Origin of the sequence: Nonomuraea montanisoli, from assembly GCF_013363975.1 — a bacterium.
Lineage (GTDB): Bacteria > Actinomycetota > Actinomycetes > Streptosporangiales > Streptosporangiaceae > Nonomuraea > Nonomuraea montanisoli.
This window is the reverse complement of sequence record NZ_JABWGN010000015.1, coordinates 22,168-42,887: the sequence shown is the minus strand read 5'-3', so window position 1 is coordinate 42,887 and position 20,720 is coordinate 22,168. Positions and strand designations below refer to the sequence as shown.

Genomic DNA, 20,720 nt, shown 5'->3' with positions numbered 1-20,720 from the left:
GGCTCAGACGCGCTTGGTCTGGAGCAGGTTGATCCCCGGGTACGGCTGGGCGCGCACGCCGGTGAGCTTCTTGGGGTCCCAGGCGGTCATCAGCTCGGTGTGGACGACCGGGTAGACGACGGCCTGCTCGGCGATCAGGTCGAGGTACTTGTGCAGCAGCTCGGTCTTCTTCGCCTTGTCCGGCTCCTTGGTGGCCTCGTCCATCTGGGTGAACAGCGCCTTGGCCTCCTTGCTGCCCTCGAAGTGGCTGTACTTCATCCACAGGCCGCCGGAGACGTAGTTGTAACGCATGATCAGGTCGGCGTCCATGCCGAACTGGTTGGGGTTCGAGGCGGCGGCGACCACCTGGTAGTCCTGGAACTGGTCCATCTTGGCGAACAGGGCGGCCGTGTCCTGCGGCTCCAGCGTGGTCTTGACGCCGACGGCCTCCCAGGAGGCGGCGATGGTGGGCAGGCAGTCCACCAGCCAGCTCACGTTGACCGACATGAGGTTGATCGTCAGGTTGCTGACGCCGGCCTCCTTGAGCAGCGCCTTGGCCTTGTCGGGGTCGTAGTCGTAGACGACCGCGGCCCGCTTGTGGTCGGGGTGGCCCTCGTTGAGGAACGAGCTGGAGGCGGTGCCGTGGCCCTTGAGCGCCACGTCGATGAGCTTCTTCTTGTCGATGGCGTAATGCAGCGCCTGGCGGACGCGGACGTCGTCGAACGGCTTGGCCCCGGTGTTGAACATGAGGAACAGGTGGTTCATGCCGGCGCCGCCCTCGACCGTGAGGCCCTGCTGCTTGAGCTGGTCCACGTTGGCGTACGGGATGTTGTCGGCGATCTGCGCCTCGGCGGAGGCGCCGGAGATCTTGGCGACGCGGGCGGAGGCGTCGACGATGCTCAGCCAGTTCATCTTCTTGGCGGCGGCCGGGCGGGGGCCGTTGTAGCCGTCGAACGCCTCGAAGGTGGTGTTGGACTTGGGGTTGTGCGCGGTCTGCTTGTACGGGCCGGAGCCGACGGCCTTGCCGGCCTTGGCGGCGTCCCAGGCGCCCGGCTGGCCGAAGACGTGCTTGGGCATGATCTTGGCGATGGTGAGCCGGGGGGCGGCGTCGGGGAAGGCGAACTTGAAGACCAGCTCGACGGTCCTGTCGTCGATCTTCTTGACCTCCTGGAGCCAGGAGCGGAAGAAGTTGCCGACGAGGACGTTGGCCGTGGGGTCGAGGACGCGCTGGTAGGTGAAGACGACGTCGTCGGCGGTGACGGGCTGCCCGTCGTGCCACTTGGCACCCTCGCGCAGGGTGAACTTCCAGCTCGTCGCGTTCAGGTCGGACGGCAGCGCGGTCGCCAGCGCCGGGTACGGCTCGCGGGTGATCGGGTCGGTGTCGAGCAGGCCCTCGTAGACGTGGGTGATGCCGGCCATGGCGAAGGCCGAGGCGGTCTGGGTGGGGTCCCAGCTCTGGTCGTTGCCGTACCCGATGACGGCGGTGATGAGATCCTTGTTCGAGCCCGCCCCGACCGAGCCGGTGGAGGCCGGGCCCCCCGAACAGGCGGAGAGGGTGGCCGCGATGAAGGCCGCGGCCCCCGTTGCCCCGCTGTAACGCAGGAAGTCGCGGCGGCTGAGGTCAGGGCTCACGGATGCCTCCTGGAGGTACAGGTGAGTGCGCACACTTTGCTGGATGCGGCTCGATGGGTAGAACGTGGGACATCCCATGTCCTATGTTGTGGGTAACGTGGACGCTAGAGGCGGGAGCCGCTTGAGGTCAACAGGGGATTTCCGGAATGTTACCTAAGCGCCTACCAGAGAGGGATTTTTCATGACGACTGTCCCGCGCTCCCGGCTCAGCCGGGCCGTGGAGGCCCAGGAGGGCGTCAAGGACCTGATTCTCAGGCGCGGGCTGGTCGCGGGCGACCCGCTGCCGACCGAGTCGGAGCTGATGGAGGAGCTGGCCATCAGCCGCAACTCCGTGCGGGAGGCGCTGAAGGCGCTCCAGGCGGTGGGCATCGTGGAGATCCGCCACGGCTTCGGCATGTTCGTCGGGCGCATGTCACTGGCCGGACTGGTGGACGAGCTGGCGTTCCACAGCCGCATCACGCTCCAGGACGGACGCAACCATCTCGGCCACCTGACCGACATCCGGGAGGTGCTGGAGAGCGGCCTGGTGCTGCGCCTCATCGACCTCGGCACGGCGGCCGACCTCGGGCCGGTGACCGAGGTGATGGCGCGCATGGAGGCCGAGGCCGAGGTCGGCGAGGTGCCGCCGGAGACCGACCGGCTCTTCCACGACCTGCTCTACCGGCCGCTCGGCAACCCGCTGGTCAGCCAGCTCCTCGGCGCGTTCTGGGACGTCTACCACCAGCTCCGCGACCAGCTCGGCACACCGGACGAGACGCCCGAGGACGTGGCCAGGCGCCACCGCGACATCCTGACGGCGGTCACGGCCGGCGACCGGGCGGCGGCCACGGCCGCGGTCCAGGCCCACTTCGAGGGCGTGCGCAACCGCCTGGAGCGCCTCACCCCGCCGCCACAGTGAGGTTTCTCGGGAAATTTCGCCGGGATTGAGCCGGAACGCGGACCTGTCCGTATCTCCACGCGAAGACGACGATCCCCTCCACGGGGGCCGACAACCTCTCGGGCGAGGCGGCGGTCCCCCGGGGTCGAGTCTTCGGGCGTTCGGTTCGGGCGTACGACCGAGAAAGGAGCGGACCGGTGGCGGGATGGGTGCGGCTTCCACGGTGCGGAAGCGGCGCCCGTCCCGGCCGCTCGCGCCCGCCGCGTGATGACGGCACCCGTCCTGGCCGCCAAAGGCCGCCGCGCGATGACGGCGTCCGTCCCGGCCACCAGAGCCCGCCGCGCGGTGACGGCGCCCGTCCTGGCTGCCAGACGTCGCGGCCGGCGCTGCGCGTCCTGCGGGCCGGGGTCTTCGCCACGGTGTGCGTGCTGCTGTCCGCGGGACTGCACACGCTGACCGCCGGAGACGCCGTCGACCTCCTGACGCTGTCTGCCGCGATGGCGGCGACCTGGTCCGGCGCGCTGGCGCTCACCGGCCGGCGCCGCGGACGCGGCACGCTGCTGATCGCCTGCTTCGCCGCCCAGTACGGCATGCACCACCTGTTCACCGCCTCCTTCGCGGTGTCCCACCTGGCCGCCCCCGATCCCGGCGCCGGGCTCCAGGCGCACCACCTCCTCGGCCAGCACGCCCACCTCACGCCGGTCCTCCTCGGCCAGCACGCCCACCTCACGCCGGTCGCCATGGCGGCCGGGCACCAGGAGCACGGCTCCGGGCTCGGCATGGCGCTCGTGCACGTGGCCGTCGCGCTGATCTCCGGCTGGTGGCTGGAACGGGGCGACGCCGCGCTCGCCGAGCTGACGCGGCTGGCCGTGGCCTCGGCGCACGGCCTCGTGGCGTGGCTGCTCGCGCCGCCGGCCGCGCCCGTCGCCGTCGCCCGGCCGGGCCTCACCGCGGCGCGCACCGCCCCGGCGCTCCCGTCGTCGCCGCTTCTCGCCGCGACGATCACCCGGCGCGGGCCGCCCGTCTCCCTGCCCGCCCGCTGACCTTCCCCAGCTCCGGCCCCGGTTTTCGGACGCCGCGCTCGGTTCTCAGGACGTAGCACCCGGCCTCCCGGACACAGCACCCGGGCTTCGGATGCCGCACCCGGTCTTCCGAGCGCAGCATTCGGTCTCCTGGACGCGGCGCCGGGTCTACCTGATGCCGCACCCGGCCTTCTGGATGCTGTGCACCCGGTCTCCCGAACGCAGCGCTCGGCCTCCCGAACGCAGCGCTCGGCCTTTCGAACGCAGCGCTCGGTCTCCCGGACGCCGTCGGCCCATGGGGCGCCATCATCCCTTCCACGCAGCCGTACCGGCCGTGCCACGAGCGCAGCCCGTGCGGCAGTCGACCGCGCCGCGACACGCGAGGTATGACGCGAGCCGCGGGGCGTGGGAGGAGGCCAGGCGCTCCGGGGTCCCCGGCGGTGCTCCGGAGGCGGCCCGGCGCTCCCGGGCGGGCCACCCTGAGAGCGGCCCGTGGAAGAGGCAGGCGGGCCACCCCGAAAACAGCCCGCGGAAGAGGTAGGCGGGCCACCCCGAAAGGGCCCGCGGAAGAGGCGGGCCCCTCTGACACGACCCGTCGAAAGGTCGACATCCGCGACCGCGGCTCCCCCGCTCCCTGAGCCCGCGGTCCGGCCCGCCGTGCCCGCGCCATCGCCGGCCGGCCCCTCGCTCCCCTCCCCGCGGTGACGCGCCGGACCTGTGCCCCGGCGCGCTCCCTCACCGGAAACGGAGAACGCATGTCCACGACCGTCGAAGCCGTACCCTCCACCGGACCCGCACGCCCGCCCGCCGACCGCGGCATGGGCTGGGCCGCGCTGCGCCCCCTCGTCCTGCGCCTGCACTTCTACGCCGGCGTCCTCGTCGCGCCGTTCCTGCTGGTCGCCGCCGCCACCGGACTCCTGTACGCCGCGTCCTGGCAGGTGGAGGAGGTGGTCTACGCCCACGAGCTGAGCGTGCCCGTGGGGCGCGCCGAGGCGCCCCTGTCGGAGCAGGTCGCGGCGGCCCGCGCGGCGCGTCCCGACGGCAAGGTGAGCTCGGTGCGGACGCCGGAGGAGCCGGGCCGTACGACCCGGGTGCTGATGGACGTCCCGGGGCTGGCGGAGAGCACCAAGCTCGCGGTGTTCGTCGACCCGTACACCACGCAGGTGCGCGGCGCGCTGGAGAGCTACGGCAGCTCGGGCGCCCTGCCCCTGCGCGCCTGGATCTCGCAGCTCCACCGCCACCTCCACCTCGGCGAGCCGGGCCGGATCTACAGCGAGCTGGCGGCGAGCTGGCTGTGGGTGGTGGCGCTCGGCGGGCTGGTGCTCTGGCTCTCGCGCCGCCGCCGCGGGGCCCGCGCCGCCGCGATGCGGCAGGAGACCGGCGCCGTCACGGGACGCAGGCGGAGCCTGGGGCGGCACGGCCTGGTCGGCGTGTGGGCGCTCGCGGGGCTGCTGTTCCTGTCGGCCACCGGCCTGACCTGGTCCAAGTACGCGGGCGAGAACGTGGACGAGCTGCGCGCGGCCCTCGGCTGGTCCACACCGAGCCTGTCGGCCTCCGCGGGCGACCACGCCGCCCACGCGTCCCAGAGCGGTCACAGCGGTCATGCCGGGCACGGCGCGGCGACGGCGGCCGACCCGGCGGTGGACGGTGTCGCCCGAGTCGCGCGGGGCGCGCACCTGTCCGGTCCCCTCGAGGTGGTCTGGCCGGCCAAGCCCGGTGACGCGTACCTGGTCAAGGAGGTCGACAACACCTGGCCGCAGCGGCTCGACCAGGTGACCGTCGCCCCCGCCGCCGAGCGGGTCACCGGCCGGCTCCACTTCGCCGACCACCCGCTGGCGGCCAAGCTGACCCGCTGGGGCATCGACGCGCACATGGGCCGGCTGTTCGGCCTGGCCAACCAGATCGTGCTGGCCGCCCTGGCCGCCGGGCTGATCCTCCTGATCGGGTACGGCTACCTCATGTGGTGGCAGCGCCGTCCCACGCGCGGCTTCGGCCGGCCGTACCGGCGCGGGGCCTGGAAGGGGGTCCACCTCGGGATGCTGGTCCCGCTGGCGGCGCTGACCGTGGCCGTCGGCCTGTTCGTGCCGCTGCTGGGGATCTCGCTGGCCGTGTTCCTGCTGCTGGACGTCCTGCTGGGCCTGCGCGCCCGGCTCACTCGCCGGTAATTATCTTTGACATCGCAACTCTTGACGTCGACAATGGTTGGCGCGATCAAGGGGAGGCGGCCGATGGCGGAGAGCGGCGACGACACACCGGAGGACGTGTTCTTCCGCGAGCTGACCGGCGCCTACGCGGAGGTGCGCCAGGCGTTCGCCGACCACGTGGGTATGAGCCGACCCCGGCTCCAGATCCTGATGCGGCTGTGGCGCAACGGCGAGACCACCCACAGCGACCTGCGGCACGCCCTGGGGCTCGACGGGGCGAGCGTCACGCGGCTGGTCAAGGAGTTCGAGGCCGACGGGCTGGTGGCCCGCCGCCTCGACCCTGGAGACAACCGCTACACGCTCGCCCGTCTCACCCCGGCGGGTGAGGGCAAGGCCGCCGGGCTCGCCGACTCGCACCGGCGCTACCAGGCGCGGGTCCTCAACGGCGTCCCGCCACGGGATCGGGAGACCGTCCTGCGGGTGCTGGCCCGCCTCCGTGCCAACGTGCGGACGCACCACGACGAGAGGGACTGAGATGGCCGATCACGTGCGCGCCGTCGCGCGGCGGATGTACGAGGCGTTCAACACGCGGGACGTGCGCGCCGCCGACGAGATCTTCGCGGCCGACTTCGTCAGCCACCCCCTGGGCACGGTCGGCCCCGAGAGCGTCAAGCGGGCCTGGTCGGGGATGCACGCCATGTTCCCCGGCATCATGGTCGAGGTCGAGGACATGCTCGTGGACGGGAACCGGGCGGCCGTGCGTACGACGCTGCGCGGCCTGCCGGACGGCGACGGGCAGCCGCCGGCCGCGATGCTGGAGATCTTCCACGTACGGGACGGGCGCATCGCCGAGCTGTGGGGCATGTCCACGCTGAGCCGCCCACGAGCCACCTGAGTCGCAGAGGAGCTCCATGCTGCACCTGCTCGTCCTGCGCTACCTCGGCGCCGAGGAGGACGCCGGTCCGCACGTCGCCGGGCACGTCGCCTACCTCGAACAGCATCACCGCGAGGGCGTCTTCCTGCTGTCGGGACAGACCGTGCCGTCGGACGACGGCGGGGTCATCCTGGCGCGGGGCGAGCGAGCGGACGTGGAGCGCATCGCGGCCGGCGACCCGTTCGTGCGGGCCGGGGTCGCCGCGTACACGATCACCACGGTCGATCCGGGACGCGTGCACCCGGCGCTGGCGCAACCGCTGGGGGCAGACGACGCGCGGGTGCGGTCGCCGGGGCTATGACGACCGCCTCGCGCGGCGGGCCGGGCGCATGCCGAACAGGAAGCGCGTCACCTCCGCCCGCCGCACCAGCAGGTCGTACGCCGCCAGGATCAGCACCAGCGACACCAGCACGATCGCCACGAACTTGACCGGCCCCGGCACCGGCCAGCGCACCACCCAGAACGCCACCACGACCACGATCGGCTGGTGCAGCACGTACAGGGGCAGCACCCCCTCCGACAGGTAGGCGTACAGCCGCCGCCCGGAGCCGCCGCCGGACGTCCCGTCACCGGACGTCCCGTTGCCGGACGCCGGGCGGCGGCGCTGGAGGAGCGACATGATCACCACGAGCCAGCACCAGCCCGCCGCCCCGTACAGGGCGCGCGCCGTCATCGCCATCGGGGTCAAGTCCGTGAACGCGTCACCCTCCGCGACCAGGAACAACGGCAGGCCCACCGCCGGCAGCAGCAGGCCGCACACCACGGCCGCGCGCGTGTCGCGGCGCAGCGCGTCCCGCAGCCGCCCGTCGGAGGCGAGCACCACGCCGTAGCAGAAGAACACGAGGTACGCCCAGCGGCTCCAGCCGGCGTACTCCTCCTCCAGCCCCAGGACAGCGCTGACCAGCGCCAGCGGGAGGGCGGGCAGCAGCGCCGCGCCGCGCCGCCGCCCGACCGCCGCCAGCCTCTCGCCGAGCGCGCGCGCTCGGGAGGCCGGGAACCAGCGCACCACGGGCGCGAGCATGAGCGCGAACGTGAGCAGCAGGAGGAGGAACCACAGGTGACCCGTCTCGAAGCTGTCGCCCTGGAGGACGAACGGGAACTCCCACGGCTCCACGCGGATGTGGAAGAAGCGCGGCAGGAACTCCAGGTACGACTCGTGGTACGCCGGGTCGGCGCGCAGCCGCAGCCACTGCGGAACGGGCACGAGCACGGTCGTGCCGAAGACGAGGGGGACGCCGATGCGGCGCAGCCGCTCCAGGACGAACCCTCCGGGGCCCCGGCGGCGGAGCGAGTGCCAGGCGCCGAAACCGGCGATGAGGAACAGCAGCGGCATCGCCCATAAAACGCCGAATCCTGCGAAAATTGTGGTTATGCCGGTGGTTTCCGCGTTTTTCACGTAAAAGTCGTCGCTGGCGTCGAAGACGAGCGACGAATGGAACAGCACGAGGCCGACCACCACGAGCACCCGCACGAAGTCCAACTCCGCCCGCCGCCCGGTCCCGTCGCCCCCCACGCCTCGTGTTCCCTCGCCTCCGGTTTCACCGGCGCGCCCGTCACGCGCGGGGTCCGAGGAAGGCCACTCTCCTGCCGCCGCCCCGCCGCCGAGGGCCTGCCCATGAGTGAGGACCTGCCCGTGATCGAGAGCCTGGACGTGATCGCTGGCCGCGCGATCCGATGCGATCTCAGGGGCGGGCTCTTCGTCAGGCGCGGACCTCACGTCAGACGCGGAACTCACCGCGGGCCGCACGTCAGGCGCGGGCGGCACGTCAGGCGCGGGCGGCACATCAGGAGTGAGCGGCACGTCAGGAGCGAGCCGCACGTCTGGGGCGAGCGTCGCGTCAGGCGTAGCTCCCTGACCGGGCGTGTTTCGCCCGTCAGGTGTGCGTCGCTCGGCGGATGGCGGCTCCTCCTCGGGGCCACGTATCGCGCCGAGGACGTGCGGGGCTTCCGGAGCGGTGCGGGGAAGGGGAACGGCCCGCGCCCCGAGACCGCCGCGCGGGCCGGACGCGGCAGGGCTCCCCGACACGGGGGCGGGCACGGAAGGGGCCCCTGAGGCCGGGGCGGGCACGGACGGGGTCCCCGAAGTCGAGGCGGGTGCGGGCGGGGAGGCGGGCGTGGGGCCCGACAGCGGTGCGAGGCGCGGCGCCGGGGCGGGGCGCGGGGCCGGCGCGGGCCGGGGCGCCGGGTCGGGACGCGGCGCGGGAGCCGGTCGCGCCGCGCCAGCCGGGCGTGGGGCGGAAGCCGCAGAAGGAGCCGTTCCCGAGCCGGAAGCCGCCGAGGAAGCCGTTCGCGGACCGGAAGCCGAGGAGTGAGCCGGACGCGGACCCGAAGCAGCAGAGTGAGCCGGACGCGGGCCGGAAGCCGCAGAGGGGGGACGTTCGGTCAAGGGTCAGCCCGCCGTAGGAGGTGTGGCGCGGCGGCGGACGACCAGCGTCACGATGAGCAGGACGATCCCCGGCCCCACCAGCCCGCCGGGCGAGAAGTCCACCGGGCACGGGTCCGACACGGCCTCCACGACCCAGCTCGCGACGCTCACCACCAGCGCCACCCCCCAGATCCCCCACAGGACCTTGAGCACGCCCGGTAAGGGAGCCCGTCCGGGCGGCCCCGCCGAGCCGGGCACGGGCGCGGGGACGGAAGCAGAAGCGGACGCGGAGACGGACGCGTCCGGCGGGAGGTCGGCGAGCAGTTCGGCCAGGTCACCGCGGGTCACCGACTGGTACGCGAGCCCGATCCGCTCGTCGAACTCCCCCAGGTCGAGGCAGCCCTCCTCCACCGCCACGCGCAGCCGCTCGGCGGCCGCCTCCCGGTCGCCGTCGGAGGCCCGCACCGCGCGCTCACGGTCGCCGTCGGAGGCTCTCACCTCGCGATCCCAGCCGGAGGCCAGTGCCTCGCGCCGCTCGTCCATCGTCCCCGCCTTCCCGGGTGTCGCCTGTCGTGCTGCCCGTCTACTCCCCCGCGGGCGCGGGGGCCTCGCGGGTCAGGAAGCGGTCGATCGCCGCCCGTTCGTCGGCCGTGACGTTGCCGTCCGCGCGCCGTCGCTCGCCCGCCACCCTCAGGTACGGCCGCGCGGCCTCGATGTCGGCGGCGTCGCGGAACCCCTCCAGCAGCCCCTCGCGCCCCGCCGCCACGGTCGGGTCGTCCACGGGCGCGGCGGCCAGGATGAGCCAGGTGCAGGCGGTGTCCGCGCCGGACGCGCCACGCGCGGCGTTGGCCCAGTCGATGACCCGGGGCCCGTCGGCGGTGAGCAGGACGTTGGCCGGGTGCAGGTCGAGGTGGAGCAGCCGGTTGCCGGGGCAGCCGTCGGCGGCCTGGAGCCAGCCGGGCGCGCGGACGGCCGCGAGCCGCCGCAGCAGCTCGCCGAGGAGCCGCCCGTGCTCGGGCATCCGCTCCGGCCGCTCGGCCGCCTCCTGCCGCATGCTCGTCCCCTCGACGTGCTCCATGAGGATGTCGGGGCCGTCGGCGTCGAAGACCTGGGGAACGGGGAAGCCGTTGCGCCAGGCGTGCCGCATGACCGACGCCTCGCGTTCGAGGCTGCGGCCCTCGCGGGCGCGCCGGATGATCTTACCGGGCCCCGCCTGGAAGATGTCGCAGTCGAGTCCGGCCGCGATCAACGAGCCTGCGTGCATATCAGTCAGATTAGACCGTCAAATGGAATACGCGAAGCGTCTGGTAATTGGCCGGTTTTGCCGGTCATTACTGGCCATCAGGCGCCGGGATATCCGTCGCTATCGTGCAAGGGAACATAGGTTTGCCGCACTTATCCGCCTAACTCCATCAATTGTGGGGTGGCTGAGGAGGTGACACGTTGCTGGTCGCAACCGATCTCGTCAAACGGTACGGCACCATCCAGGCCCTGGACGGGTTCAGTCTGAACGTGGCCGCCGGCGAGATCGTCGGGCTCGTCGGGCACAACGGCGCGGGCAAGTCGACCTTCGTCGAGATCGTGTCGTACCTGATCCGCCCGGACGGCGGTCACGTGACCATCGACGGCCGGCCGCCCTCGGCCACCCGCGGCGAGGTGGGGGTCGCGCCCCAGCACATCGCCCTGTACCCGTCGGCCACCGTCCGCGAGCACCTGGAGCTGTACGGAAGGCTCGCCGGCCTGCGGCGCGCCGCGCTGAGCGAGGCCGTCGAGGACCTGAGCACCGTGCTGCGCCTCGGCGGCATCATGGACCGGCGGGCCGGCAAGCTCTCCGGCGGCCAGCAGCGCCGCACCCAGGCGGCGAGCGCGCTCGTCCACCGCCCGGCCCTGCTGCTGCTCGACGAGCCGACCGCGGGCGCCGACCTGGAGACCCGGCAGGCCATGCTCGACGTGGTCAAGCAGCGCGCCGGCGAGGGCGCGGCCGTCGTCTACACCACCCACTACCTGCCCGAGCTGACCGAGCTGCAGGCCACGATCGCCGTGGCGCAGGGCGGCCGGGTCATCGCCCGCGGCACCTGCGAGGAGCTGCTGAAGGACCTGCCGGGCGAGGTCCGCGTGACCCTCGCCGACCGGGAGGAGGTCAGCGTCTCCACCTCCGAGCCCACCGTCACCCTGATCGACCTGCTGCGCCGCATCGACCGCCCGATCAGCGCGGTGGACGTGCGCAACCCGTCCCTGGACGACCTCTATCGCTCCCTGGCGGTCCACGATGCTCCTTGACTCCGCGCCCCCTGACGGTTCCGCGCCCCGCGACGGCTCCGCGCCCCGCGACTCCACCCGCCCGGCCGGCGCCCCGGCCCGCGCGTCCCGCCTGCTCGACGCCGCGTACCGGATCGGCGCGCTGGCCCGGCACAACGCCACCCTGCGCCTGCGCGACCCCGGGCAGATGATCAGCTACATCGTCATGCCGATGGTGCTGATGCTGGTGCTCAAGCCCCTGTACGTACGGGCGGTGGACGGCGGCGCCGCCCAGGTCGCGACGGGCCTGATGGTGATGTTCTCGGTGTTCGCCATCTCCCTGGTCGGCAACTCGATCCTGTCGGAGCGCACCTGGCGCACCTGGGACCGGCTGCGCGTGAGCAGGGCCCCGGCCCCGGAGCTGCTCATCGGCAAGACGCTGCCGCTGTTCGTGGTGATGGTCGTCCAGCAGACGGTCCTGCTGGTCTACGGCTGCCTGGCCATCGGCCTGCCCGTGCCGCCGAACCCGGTGTACGTCCTGCTCGCCATCATGATCTGGGCGTTCGCGCTGCTGGCGATCGGCGCGCTGCTGGCCACGGTGGTGCGCAGCCACGGCGAGCTCAGCGTCATCTCGGACGTGGGCGCGCTCACGCTCAGCTCCCTGGGCGGCGCGCTGGTGCCGCTCAGCATCATGCCGGAGTGGGCGCAGCTCGCCGCCCACGTCTCGCCCGGCTACTGGGCCCTGAGCATGATGCAGGCCGCGGTACGCGGCGACGCGGCGGGCGCGGTGCCGCCCGCCGTGGTCCTGCTGGCGATCGGCCTGGTGGCCGGCGCGTTCGCCGCCCGCCGGCTCGCCCGCGGCTGGGGCCGCGGCGGGCCCATGTGACGCGGGGCGGCCCCCATGAAGCGAACGGCAAGGCAACTCCAGACAAGAGGGGCATGTTGATGGACCAGCACCATCCAGCGGGCGAGGCCGACGTAGCCGTCATCGGCATGTCCGGCCGGTTCCCCGGCGCGGCCGACGTCGAGACGTTCTGGCGCAACATCAGCACCGGCGTCGAGTCGTTCACGAGGTTCACCGACGACGAGCTGATCAGCGCCGGCGTGAGCCCCGCCACCTTCCAGCAGCCGAACTACGTCCGCTCGCGGCCCATCCTGGACGACATCCGGGGCTTCGACGCCGGCTTCTTCGGCTACAACCCGCGCGAGGCCACGCTCGCCGACCCGCAGCAGCGCATCTTCCTGGAGTGCGTCTGGGAGGCCCTGGAGTCCGCCGGGTACGCGACTCCCGAGGGCCGGGGCAGCGTGGGCGTGTTCGCCGGCATGAACATCAGCGGCTACCTGCTGACCCGGCTCAGGGCGTTCGAGATGGGCATCGACACCTCCGCCCTGATGATCGGCAACGACAAGGACGCGCTGGCCACGAACGTCTCCTTCCGCTTCGACCTGGACGGCCCGAGCGTGGCCGTCCAGACGTTCTGCTCCACCTCGCTGGTGGCCGTCCACCTGGCCAGCGAGAGCCTGCGGCGCGGCGAGTGCGACATGGCGATCGCGGGCGGCGTGTCGGTGCGCATCCCCGACCGGATCGGCTACCTGTGGGAGGAGGGCGGCCAGGAGTCGCCCGACGGGCACGTGCGCACGTTCGACGCCGAGGGCCGCGGCAGCATGTTCGGCGACGGCGCCGCCGTGGTCATGCTCCGGCGGCTGCCCGACGCGCTGGCCGCCCGCGACACCGTGCTCGCCGTCATCCGCGGCTCGGCCATCAACAACGACGGCGCGATGAAGTTCAGCTACCTCGCGCCGAGCGTGGACGGGCAGCGCCGCTGCGTCTCCGCCGCGATCAGGCGGGCCGGCGTCGACCCGACCGAGATCTCGTACGTCGAGGCACACGGCACCGCCACCGAGGTCGGCGACCCGATGGAGGTGGCCGCGCTGACCCGCGCGTTCGGCCCCACCCCGGACAAGCAGTACTGCGTGCTCGGCTCGATCAAGCCGAACGTCGGCCACCTCGACCGCGCCTCCGGCGTCACCGGCCTGATCAAGGTGGTGCAGTCGCTGCGCAAGGAGCTGATCCCCGGCACCCTGCACTACCGCTCGCCCAACCCGGAGATCGACTTCGACAACAGCCCGTTCCGCGTCACCGCCGAGGTCACCCCGTGGCCGCGCACCGCCGAACGGCGCCGCATCGCGGGCGTCAGCTCCCTCGGCATGGGCGGCACGAACGCGCACGTCATCGTCACCGAGGCGCCCGAGCCGGAGCCGCGCCGGCCCCGCTCGCGCCGGTGGCAGATCCTGCCGTTCTCGGCCCGCTCCGCCGAGGCCGCCGACCGCTCGGCCGCCCGGCTCGCCGAGCGGCTCACCGGCACGGCCGACGACCTGGGCGACGTCGCGTACACGCTGCAGGTGGGGCGGAAGGTGTTCAACCACCGCAGATTCGTCGTCGCGGGCACCACGGAGGAGGCCGCGGCCCGCCTCGCCGACCCGGCCGCGGCGCTCGGCCGCAACGACGCGACCGTGGGCCGCCGGACCGGGTTCCTCATCGCCGGGGTCGGCGAGCAGCACCCGGGCATGGTGGCGGAGCTGTACGCGGAGGAGCCCGGTTTCCGGGCCGACGTCAACGAGTGCCTGGCCGTGCTCGGGCTGACCGAGGCGGCGCAGCTCTCGGACGTGTTCACCCCCGCCGAGCGGGGCGCCGGCGCCGGCGACCTGGCCCGGCTGCTCGGCCGGGCCGAGCCCGCCGCGCCGCTCTCCACCACCGAGGCCCACCTGGTGCAGCCGGCCGTGTTCGTCGCCGAGTACGCGCTGGCCCGGCAGCTCATCCGCTGGGGCGTCACCCCGGAGATCATGGTGGGCTACAGCCTGGGCGAGTACGTGGCGGCCTGCCTGGCGGGCGTGCTGTCGCTGCCCGACGCGCTGCGGCTCGTCGCCTACCGGGCCAAGCTCATCACCTCGCAGCCCGAGGGCGCCATGCTCGCGGTCTCGGCCGACGAGCGGCGGCTGCGCACGGTCCTCGGCGACCTGTACGGCGGGCGGCTCGACGTGGCCGTGCGCACCGGCTCCCAGACGGTCCTCGCCGGCCCGGCCGAGGACGTCGAGGCGGCCATGGCCACGCTGCGCGAGCTGAAGATCGGCCACCGGCGGCTGGAGACCACGCACGCCTTCCACTCCCGGATGCTCCAGCCGGTGGCCGCCGAGCTGACCGCGTGGATCAGCGACAACATCACCCTCAACCCGCCCGCCCTGCCGTACCTGAGCAACGTCACCGGCGAGATCGCCACCGCCGAGGTCGTCACCGACCCGGGCTACTGGGCGCGGCACATGTGCGAGACCGTCGAGTTCGGGGCGGCGCTGGAGAAGGTGCTCGGCATCGCCGACCTCGCGCTCGCCGAGATCGGCCCCGGCCAGTCGCTGGGCGCGCTGACCCGCGGCCACCCGGCGTGCGACCGCGCGCAGTGGCCGCTCATCGTCACCACGCTGCCCGGCGCCAACGACCCGCAGGACGCGGGCGCGGCGCTCGCCACCGCCGTCGGCCGGCTCTGGCTGACCGGCGTCAGCGTCGACTGGGCCGCCCTGCACGAGGACACCGGCTGGGCCCCCGGCCGCGTGCCGCTGCCGTCCTACCCGTTCGAGCACCAGGAGTACTGGCTGGAGATCGACGAGTCCGCCTTCGGCTCCTCCGGCGGCACGCCGGTGTTCGACGAGAGCGACCCGACGAGCATCGCCAGGGCGTACCCGCGGCTGCCCGACACCCGCTGGATCCACACGACGGTGTGGCGGCAGACCACGCTCAGGCCGCCCCGCGAGGACGAGGCGGCCCGCTGGCTCCTCTACACGGACGCCGGCGCCGCCGACGCCGTGGCCGCGCCGCTGCTCGCGCACCTGCGCGACACCGGCCGCGAGGTGGTGACGGTCCGTCCCGGCGAGGCGTTCTCCTCCGGTCCGGACGGGCTGACCGTACGGCCCGGCTCCCCCGAGGACGCGCTGGCCGCGCTGCGCGAGCTGGCCGCCACCGACCGGGTCCCCGACCGGGTCGTCCACCTGTGGTGCGCCGACCCCGCCCAGTCCACCCCGGACTGCCTCCAGCGCGGCCTGCACACGCTGATCGGCCTGGCCAAGGCCGCGGGCGACCTCGGCCTGCCCGGCTGGTCGCTGGACATCGTCACCACCGGCGGCCAGAAGGTCCATCCCGGCGACCGGGTGGCGTCCGCGCGGGGCACGCTGCTCGGCCCGACCCGGCTGATCCCCGTCGAGTACCCGCGCGTCACCACCCGCCTCATCGACGTGGAGCCGGAGGGCCTGTCCGGCGGGGCGCTGCTCGCCGAGCTGCGGGCCGAGCCGGCCGACCAGGTCGTCGCCCTGCGCGGCGGCGGGCGCTGGATCCCCGACTACGAGGCCCTCGACGCCTCCGTCATCGAGCAGAATCCGCCCGTCGCCCAGGTCAGGCCCGGCGGCGCGTACATCGTCACCGGCGGGCTCGGCGGCATCGGCCTGGCCATGGCCGAGCGGCTGGCCGAGCAGTTCCAGGCCCGGCTCGTGCTGCTCGGCCGCACTCCCGTGCCGCCCCGCGACCAGTGGAACGCGGTCCTCGCCTCCGACGGCACGGCCGCCGAGGTGCGCCGCCGCCTGGAAGGGCTGCTCCGGCTGGAGGCGGCCGGCGCCGAGGTCGTCACCGTCGCGGGCGACGTGTCGCGCGTCGAGGACGTGCGCCGGGCGGTGGACGCCGCGCTCGACCGGTACGGCGAGCTGAACGGCGTCGTCCACTGCGCGGGCGTGCCCGCGGTCGGCCTCATGCAGTTCAAGACCGCCGCCGACGTCGAGCGCGTCCTCGCCCCGAAGGTCGGCGGCACCCTGGCGCTGGCCGAGGTGCTGCGGGACGTGCCGGTCGACTTCCTGGCCCTCTACTCCTCCACCACCTCGGCCACGGGCGGCGGCGCCGGCCAGGTCGACTACTGCGCGGCCAACGCCTTCCTCGACGCGTTCGCGCTGAGCGACGAGCTGCCCGGCGTCCACGTCACCTCGGTCGACTGGTGCGAGTGGACGTGGAACGGCTGGACCGACGGCCTGGAGAACTACGACGAGGGCTCCAAGCAGTACTTCACCTGGTACCGGGAGAACTTCGGCCTCACCTTCGACCAGGGCTGGCAGACGCTGCTGCGCGTGCTGGCCAGCGGCGAGCGGCACGTGGTGGCCTCCACGCAGGACTTCGCGCCGCTCGTCGCGATGAGCCGGAAGTCGTCCATCGAGAGCCACCAAGCGACGGTCAAGAAGATCCGCGACGCCTTCGGCCGGCACCCACGGCCCGACCTGTCCACCGCGTACGTCGAGCCGCAGACGCCCGCCGAGGAGACCATCGCCGGCGTGTGGGCCGAGGCGCTCGGCCTGGAGCAGGTCGGCGTGCACGACAACTTCTTCGAGCTCGGCGGCAACTCGCTGCTCGGCATGGAGATCATCGCCGAGGTCAGGCGGGCGCTGGAGCTGTCCTACCTGCCGCCACACATCCTCTACCAGGCGCCCACCATCGCCTCCCTGGCGGAGGCGGCCCGCGCCGGCCAGGAGCCCGAGGAGCAGCCGGCCGACGCCCGTGACCAGCAGCGCTCCCGCATCGCCCAGCGCCGGACCATGCTCAGAAGCGGAAGGACCTCATGACCGAGACCCAGACCGACTACGACTCCGCGGTCGCGCTGATCGGCATGTCCGGGCGCTTCCCGGGCGCCACGAGCGTCGGCGAGCTGTGGAGGAACCTGCTCGCCGGCGTGAAGGGCCTGCGCGCGATCACCGACGAGGAGCTGCGGGAGGCCGGGGTCGAGCCCGGCCGGCTCGCCGACCCGCGGTACGTGCGCGTCGGCGGCCCGCTCGACGGCCTCGACCGCTTCGACGCGACCGTCTTCGGCATCAACCCGCGCGAGGCCGAGACGATGGACCCGCAGCACCGGTTGTTCCTGGAGTGCTCGTGGGAGGCGCTGGAGGCGGCCGGCTACTGCCCGACCGACGTGCCCGGCCAGGTGGCCGTCTTCGGCGGCTGCGGGTTCCCCGACTACATCGTGCAGAACATCCAGCACCTCACCGGCCAGCCGGGCGGGGCGCTGCTCATGGCCGTGGGCAACGAGCGCGACTCGCTGGCCTCGCTGGTGTCGTACAAGCTGGGGCTGCGCGGGCCGGCGGTGTCGGTGCAGACGTTCTGCTCGACCTCGCTCGTGTCGGTGCACCTGGCGTGCCAGAGCCTGCTGACGTACGAGTGCGACATCGCCGTGGCGGGCGGCGCGTTCACGCCGCTGCCGCAGCCGTCCGGCTACCTGTACGAGCAGGGCGGCATCATGTCGCCCGACGGCCGGGTGCGCAGCTTCGACGCCGAGGCGAGCGGCACCGTGATGGGCAGCGGCGCCGGCGTGGTGGCGCTCAAGCGCATGTCCGACGCGCTGGCCGACGGCGACGTGATCCACGCGGTCATCCTGGGGTCGGCGGCCAACAACGACGGCCGGCTGCGGGCCGGCTACACCGCGCCGGGCGTGGACGGCCAGGCCGAGGTGATCGAGTCGGCGCTGGGCGTGGCCGGGGTCAAGCCGGACACGGTCGGCTACGTGGAGTGCCACGCCACGGGCACGATGCTGGGCGACTCGATCGAGCTGGCGGCGATGAACCGGGTGTTCGCGCAGACGCGGGAGACGCCGTGCGTGCTGGGCTCGCTGAAGCCGAGCCTGGGTCACCTCGACCGCGCCTCCGGCGTGACCGGGCTGATGCGGGCCGCCATGACGCTCAAGCACGAGCTCCTGCCGGGCACCCCCGACTACGAGACGCCGAACCCGGCCCTGGCCGGCGCCCAGGACCGGTTCACGGTGCTGAAGGAGCACCGGCCGTGGACGGCGGGGCCGCATCCGCGCCGGGCCGGGGTCAGCTCGTTCGGGCTGGGCGGCACGAACGCGCACGTCGTGCTGGAGCAGGCGCCGCCGCGGCCGGCCCGCCCGGCGCGGCCGGGACCGCACCTGCTGGTGTTCTCGGCGGCCGACGAGCAGGCGCTGACGGACGTGACCGAGCGGCTGCGGGCGCACCTCGCGGAGGAGGCGGGCGACGACGATCTCGCGGACGTGGCGTTCACGCTGCAGGTGTCGCGGGGCGGTTTCGCGCTGCGGCGCGCGGTGGTGTGCCGCGACCGGGACGACGCGGTGGCCGCGCTGGGCGACCCGTCGCGGTGGATCGGCGGCAAGACGCAGCGGCGCAACCCGAAGGTACGGCTGAGCGCGCCGGACTCCGGTGTGCCGGACGCCTGGTGGGGCGAGCTGCGGGCGGCCGTGGACACGGTCCTGCGCCGTGCCGGGGTCTCCCCGTCGGGCGCAGCGAGCATCGCCTCGCCGTCGGCCGGTGAGACGTCGGGCGGGGACCGGGAGCGGGCCCTGGGCGCGCTGGCCGACGGGCTCGGCGCCGTGGGCGTCCACGTGCTGAAGGGCGACGGCGCGGGCCAGGCCGTCGAGGAGATCGCGGTCGCGCCGGACGGCGACGTCCCGGCCGCCGAGTGGCTGCTGGCCACGGTGGCGCGGCTGTGGCTGGCCGGCGCGGCGATCGACTGGCCGGCGCTGCACGGCGGCGAGGGCCGCCGGGTGGAGCTGCCGACCTACCCGTTCCAGCGCCGCCGGTACTGGATCAAGCCCAACCCGGCGGCGCAGGCCCAGGCCCGGCAGCAGGGCCCCGGCAAGGACTTCGACCTGCGGCACTGGACGTACCTGCCGACCTGGCGGCCGCACCCGCTGCCCCTCGCCGGTCTGGACGAGCGGCTGCGCCTGGCGGGCCCGTGGCTGGTGTTCTCCGGCGACGAGCGGGGCGAGGCGCTGGTGGAGCGGCTCACGCGGGCCGGCGCCGAGGTGACGACGGTGCGCTCCGGCGACCGGTTCGGCCAGGACGACGGCGGCGACTTCACGATCCGGCCCGGCAAGGCCGACGACGTGGCCGAGCTGTTCTACTCGCTGGTGGCCGCGCCGCGCGCGATCGTCCACGGCTTCAGCCTGGCGAGCCCCGAGGCCGCCCCGGGCGCGGACCCGGTGGAGCACTTCACGGCCGAGCAGGCCCGCGGCTTCTACTCGGCGCTGTCCCTGGCGCGGGAGCTGGTGGACAACACGGGGTCGGCGCCGCGGGCCGAGCTGGTGCTGCTCACCTCGTACGCGGTGGGCGTCTCCGGCGCCGACCTGCGTCACCCGGAGCATTCCACGCTCGCCGCCCTCGCGCCGAGCCTGCAGCAGGAGAACCCGCGGCTGCGCTGCCGCAGCGTGGACGTGGACGGCGCCGAGCCGGGCCGGGACCTGACGGCGCTGGCCGAGCAGGTGCTGGCCGCGGCGGTCTGCCCGCACGAGGGGCCGGTGGCGCTGCGCGCGGGCGAGACGTGGCTGCGGGACTACCGGCAGTACCCGGTGGAGGAGCCCGCCCCCGAGGAGCGCGGGTTCCGCGACGGCGACACCGTGCTCATCACCGGCGGTCTCGGCGACGTCGGCCTGGTGCTCGCCCGGCACCTGGCGAGCACGTACGGCTGCCGGCTGGTGCTCACGGCCCGCTCGGCGCTGCCGCCGCGCGAGGAGTGGGACGCCTTCCTCGCCGACGTGCCGCCCGGGACGGAGCGCACGGCCCGGCACATCGTCAACATCCGCGACCTGGAGGCCCGCGGCGCGACGGTGCTCGCCCTGTCGGCCGACGTGGCCGACGAGGAGGCGATGCGCGCGGTCGTGTCGGAGGCGGTGGCCCGCTTCGGCGCGATCGACGTGGTGGTGCACGGCGCGGGCGTGCAGGACGGCGCGTACTTCAACTTCGCGCACCTGATGGACCGTCAGCAGTGCGACGCGCACCTGGCGGCCAAGGTGACCGGCTTCCACGTGCTGCAGAAGGTGCTCGGCGAGCAGTGCCCCGACCGGCGCATCACGCTGTCGTCGATCGCGTCGGTGCTGGGCGGCATGACGCTCGCCCCGTACGCGGCGGCGAACGCGGCGCTGGACGCCTACGTCCGCGCGGCCCGCACGGCGGGCGAGGGCCGGTGGGTGACCGTCGACTGGGACACCTGGAACATCGACCCCGACCGGGTGGCCGGGCACAGCGGCGCGGTCGTCGACTACGCGATGACCCCGGCCGAGGGCGTGGGCGTGTTCGAGCGGGCGCTGTCGGCGGCCGACCGGGCCGGGCACTTCGTCATCTCGACCGGCCCGCTGGAGGCGCGGCTGGCGCAGTGGGTCACCGGCGACATCCACGAGGCCGGCGACGATGACGACGACCAGGAGCGGCACCCGCGGCCGGAGCTGAACAACGCCTACGTCGAGCCGCGCGAGGGCACCGAGGCGACGCTGGCCGCGATCTGGTCGCGGGTGCTCGGCATCGAGCCGATCGGCGCGCTGGACAACTTCTTCGAGCTCGGCGGCCACTCGCTGCTCGCGATCGAGCTCACCACCCGGGTCCGCAGGCAGCTGAACGCGTCCGTGCCGGTCACCGGCCTGCTGGAGTGCCCGACGGTGCGCCGGCTCGCCGAGCTGCTCGACGCGCGCGACGAGCAGGAGTGAGC

The 20,720-nt window shown here is 73.7% G+C and carries 14 protein-coding genes; 10 read left to right on the top strand and 4 right to left on the bottom strand.

Going from position 1 to position 20,720, the window contains the following annotated elements; all coding sequences use genetic code 11:
- Positions 1-3 precede the first annotated feature (3 nt).
- Positions 4-1,611, bottom strand: coding sequence for an ABC transporter substrate-binding protein (locus HTZ77_RS33695; RefSeq protein ID WP_328808919.1), 1,608 nt, complete (start codon positions 1,609-1,611; stop codon positions 4-6).
- A 181-nt stretch (positions 1,612-1,792) separates the two neighbouring features.
- Here HTZ77_RS33695 and HTZ77_RS33690 point away from each other — a divergent pair, with 181 nt between their 5' ends.
- The 6 genes from HTZ77_RS33690 to HTZ77_RS33665 all read left to right on the top strand — a co-directional run bounded on the left by HTZ77_RS33690 (position 1,793) and on the right by HTZ77_RS33665 (position 6,889).
- Entirely contained in the window at positions 1,793-2,509 is a 717-nt protein-coding gene (locus HTZ77_RS33690) for a FadR/GntR family transcriptional regulator (protein ID WP_175593787.1), read from the top strand.
- Between the two features lie 176 nt (positions 2,510-2,685).
- Positions 2,686-3,531 (top strand): hypothetical protein, encoded by an 846-nt coding sequence (locus HTZ77_RS33685; RefSeq protein ID WP_175593786.1) that lies wholly within the window; start codon positions 2,686-2,688, stop codon positions 3,529-3,531.
- A 734-nt stretch (positions 3,532-4,265) separates the two neighbouring features.
- Positions 4,266-5,675, top strand: a complete 1,410-nt coding sequence (locus HTZ77_RS33680; protein WP_175593785.1) for a PepSY-associated TM helix domain-containing protein — start codon at positions 4,266-4,268, stop codon at positions 5,673-5,675.
- 63 nt (positions 5,676-5,738) lie between these two features.
- Positions 5,739-6,188 (top strand): MarR family winged helix-turn-helix transcriptional regulator, encoded by a 450-nt coding sequence (locus tag HTZ77_RS33675; protein ID WP_175593784.1) that lies wholly within the window; start codon positions 5,739-5,741, stop codon positions 6,186-6,188.
- Position 6,189: 1 nt separating this feature from the next.
- On the top strand, positions 6,190-6,549 hold the full coding sequence (locus HTZ77_RS33670; RefSeq protein ID WP_175593783.1) for an ester cyclase: 360 nt from the start codon (positions 6,190-6,192) through the stop codon (positions 6,547-6,549).
- A 16-nt stretch (positions 6,550-6,565) separates the two neighbouring features.
- On the top strand, positions 6,566-6,889 hold the full coding sequence (locus HTZ77_RS33665) for a YciI family protein (protein WP_175593782.1): 324 nt from the start codon (positions 6,566-6,568) through the stop codon (positions 6,887-6,889).
- On the opposite strand, the gene HTZ77_RS33660 is transcribed toward HTZ77_RS33665, so the two are convergent.
- The 3 genes from HTZ77_RS33660 to HTZ77_RS33650 all read right to left on the bottom strand — a co-directional run bounded on the left by HTZ77_RS33660 (position 6,884) and on the right by HTZ77_RS33650 (position 10,217).
- Positions 6,884-8,101, bottom strand: coding sequence for an acyltransferase family protein (locus HTZ77_RS33660; RefSeq protein WP_175593781.1), 1,218 nt, complete (start codon positions 8,099-8,101; stop codon positions 6,884-6,886). The two genes, HTZ77_RS33665 and HTZ77_RS33660, sit on opposite strands and share 6 nt — an antisense overlap.
- An 876-nt stretch (positions 8,102-8,977) precedes the next feature.
- A complete protein-coding gene (locus HTZ77_RS33655) occupies positions 8,978-9,496 on the bottom strand; it encodes a DUF1707 SHOCT-like domain-containing protein (protein ID WP_175593780.1) in 519 nt (172 codons plus the stop codon).
- A 40-nt stretch (positions 9,497-9,536) separates the two neighbouring features.
- The gene (locus HTZ77_RS33650) at positions 9,537-10,217 is read right to left on the bottom strand and encodes a phosphotransferase (RefSeq protein WP_175593779.1); all 681 of its coding nucleotides are present in this window, start codon (positions 10,215-10,217) and stop codon (positions 9,537-9,539) included.
- Positions 10,218-10,396: 179 nt separating this feature from the next.
- Here HTZ77_RS33650 and HTZ77_RS33645 point away from each other — a divergent pair, with 179 nt between their 5' ends.
- The 4 genes from HTZ77_RS33645 to HTZ77_RS33630 are packed head-to-tail and all read left to right on the top strand — an operon-like array spanning position 10,397 to position 20,718.
- A complete protein-coding gene (locus tag HTZ77_RS33645; protein ID WP_175593778.1) occupies positions 10,397-11,233 on the top strand; it encodes an ABC transporter ATP-binding protein in 837 nt (278 codons plus the stop codon).
- Positions 11,223-12,077, top strand: a complete 855-nt coding sequence (locus HTZ77_RS33640; protein ID WP_175593777.1) for an ABC transporter permease — start codon at positions 11,223-11,225, stop codon at positions 12,075-12,077. Before HTZ77_RS33645 ends, HTZ77_RS33640 begins: the two co-directional genes overlap by 11 nt.
- Positions 12,078-12,136: 59 nt before the next feature.
- Positions 12,137-16,837, top strand: a complete 4,701-nt coding sequence (locus HTZ77_RS33635) for a type I polyketide synthase (RefSeq protein WP_175593776.1) — start codon at positions 12,137-12,139, stop codon at positions 16,835-16,837.
- Positions 16,834-20,718, top strand: coding sequence for a type I polyketide synthase (locus HTZ77_RS33630; RefSeq protein ID WP_175593775.1), 3,885 nt, complete (start codon positions 16,834-16,836; stop codon positions 20,716-20,718). The genes HTZ77_RS33635 and HTZ77_RS33630 overlap by 4 nt, the downstream gene beginning before the upstream one ends.
- Positions 20,719-20,720 lie beyond the last annotated feature (2 nt).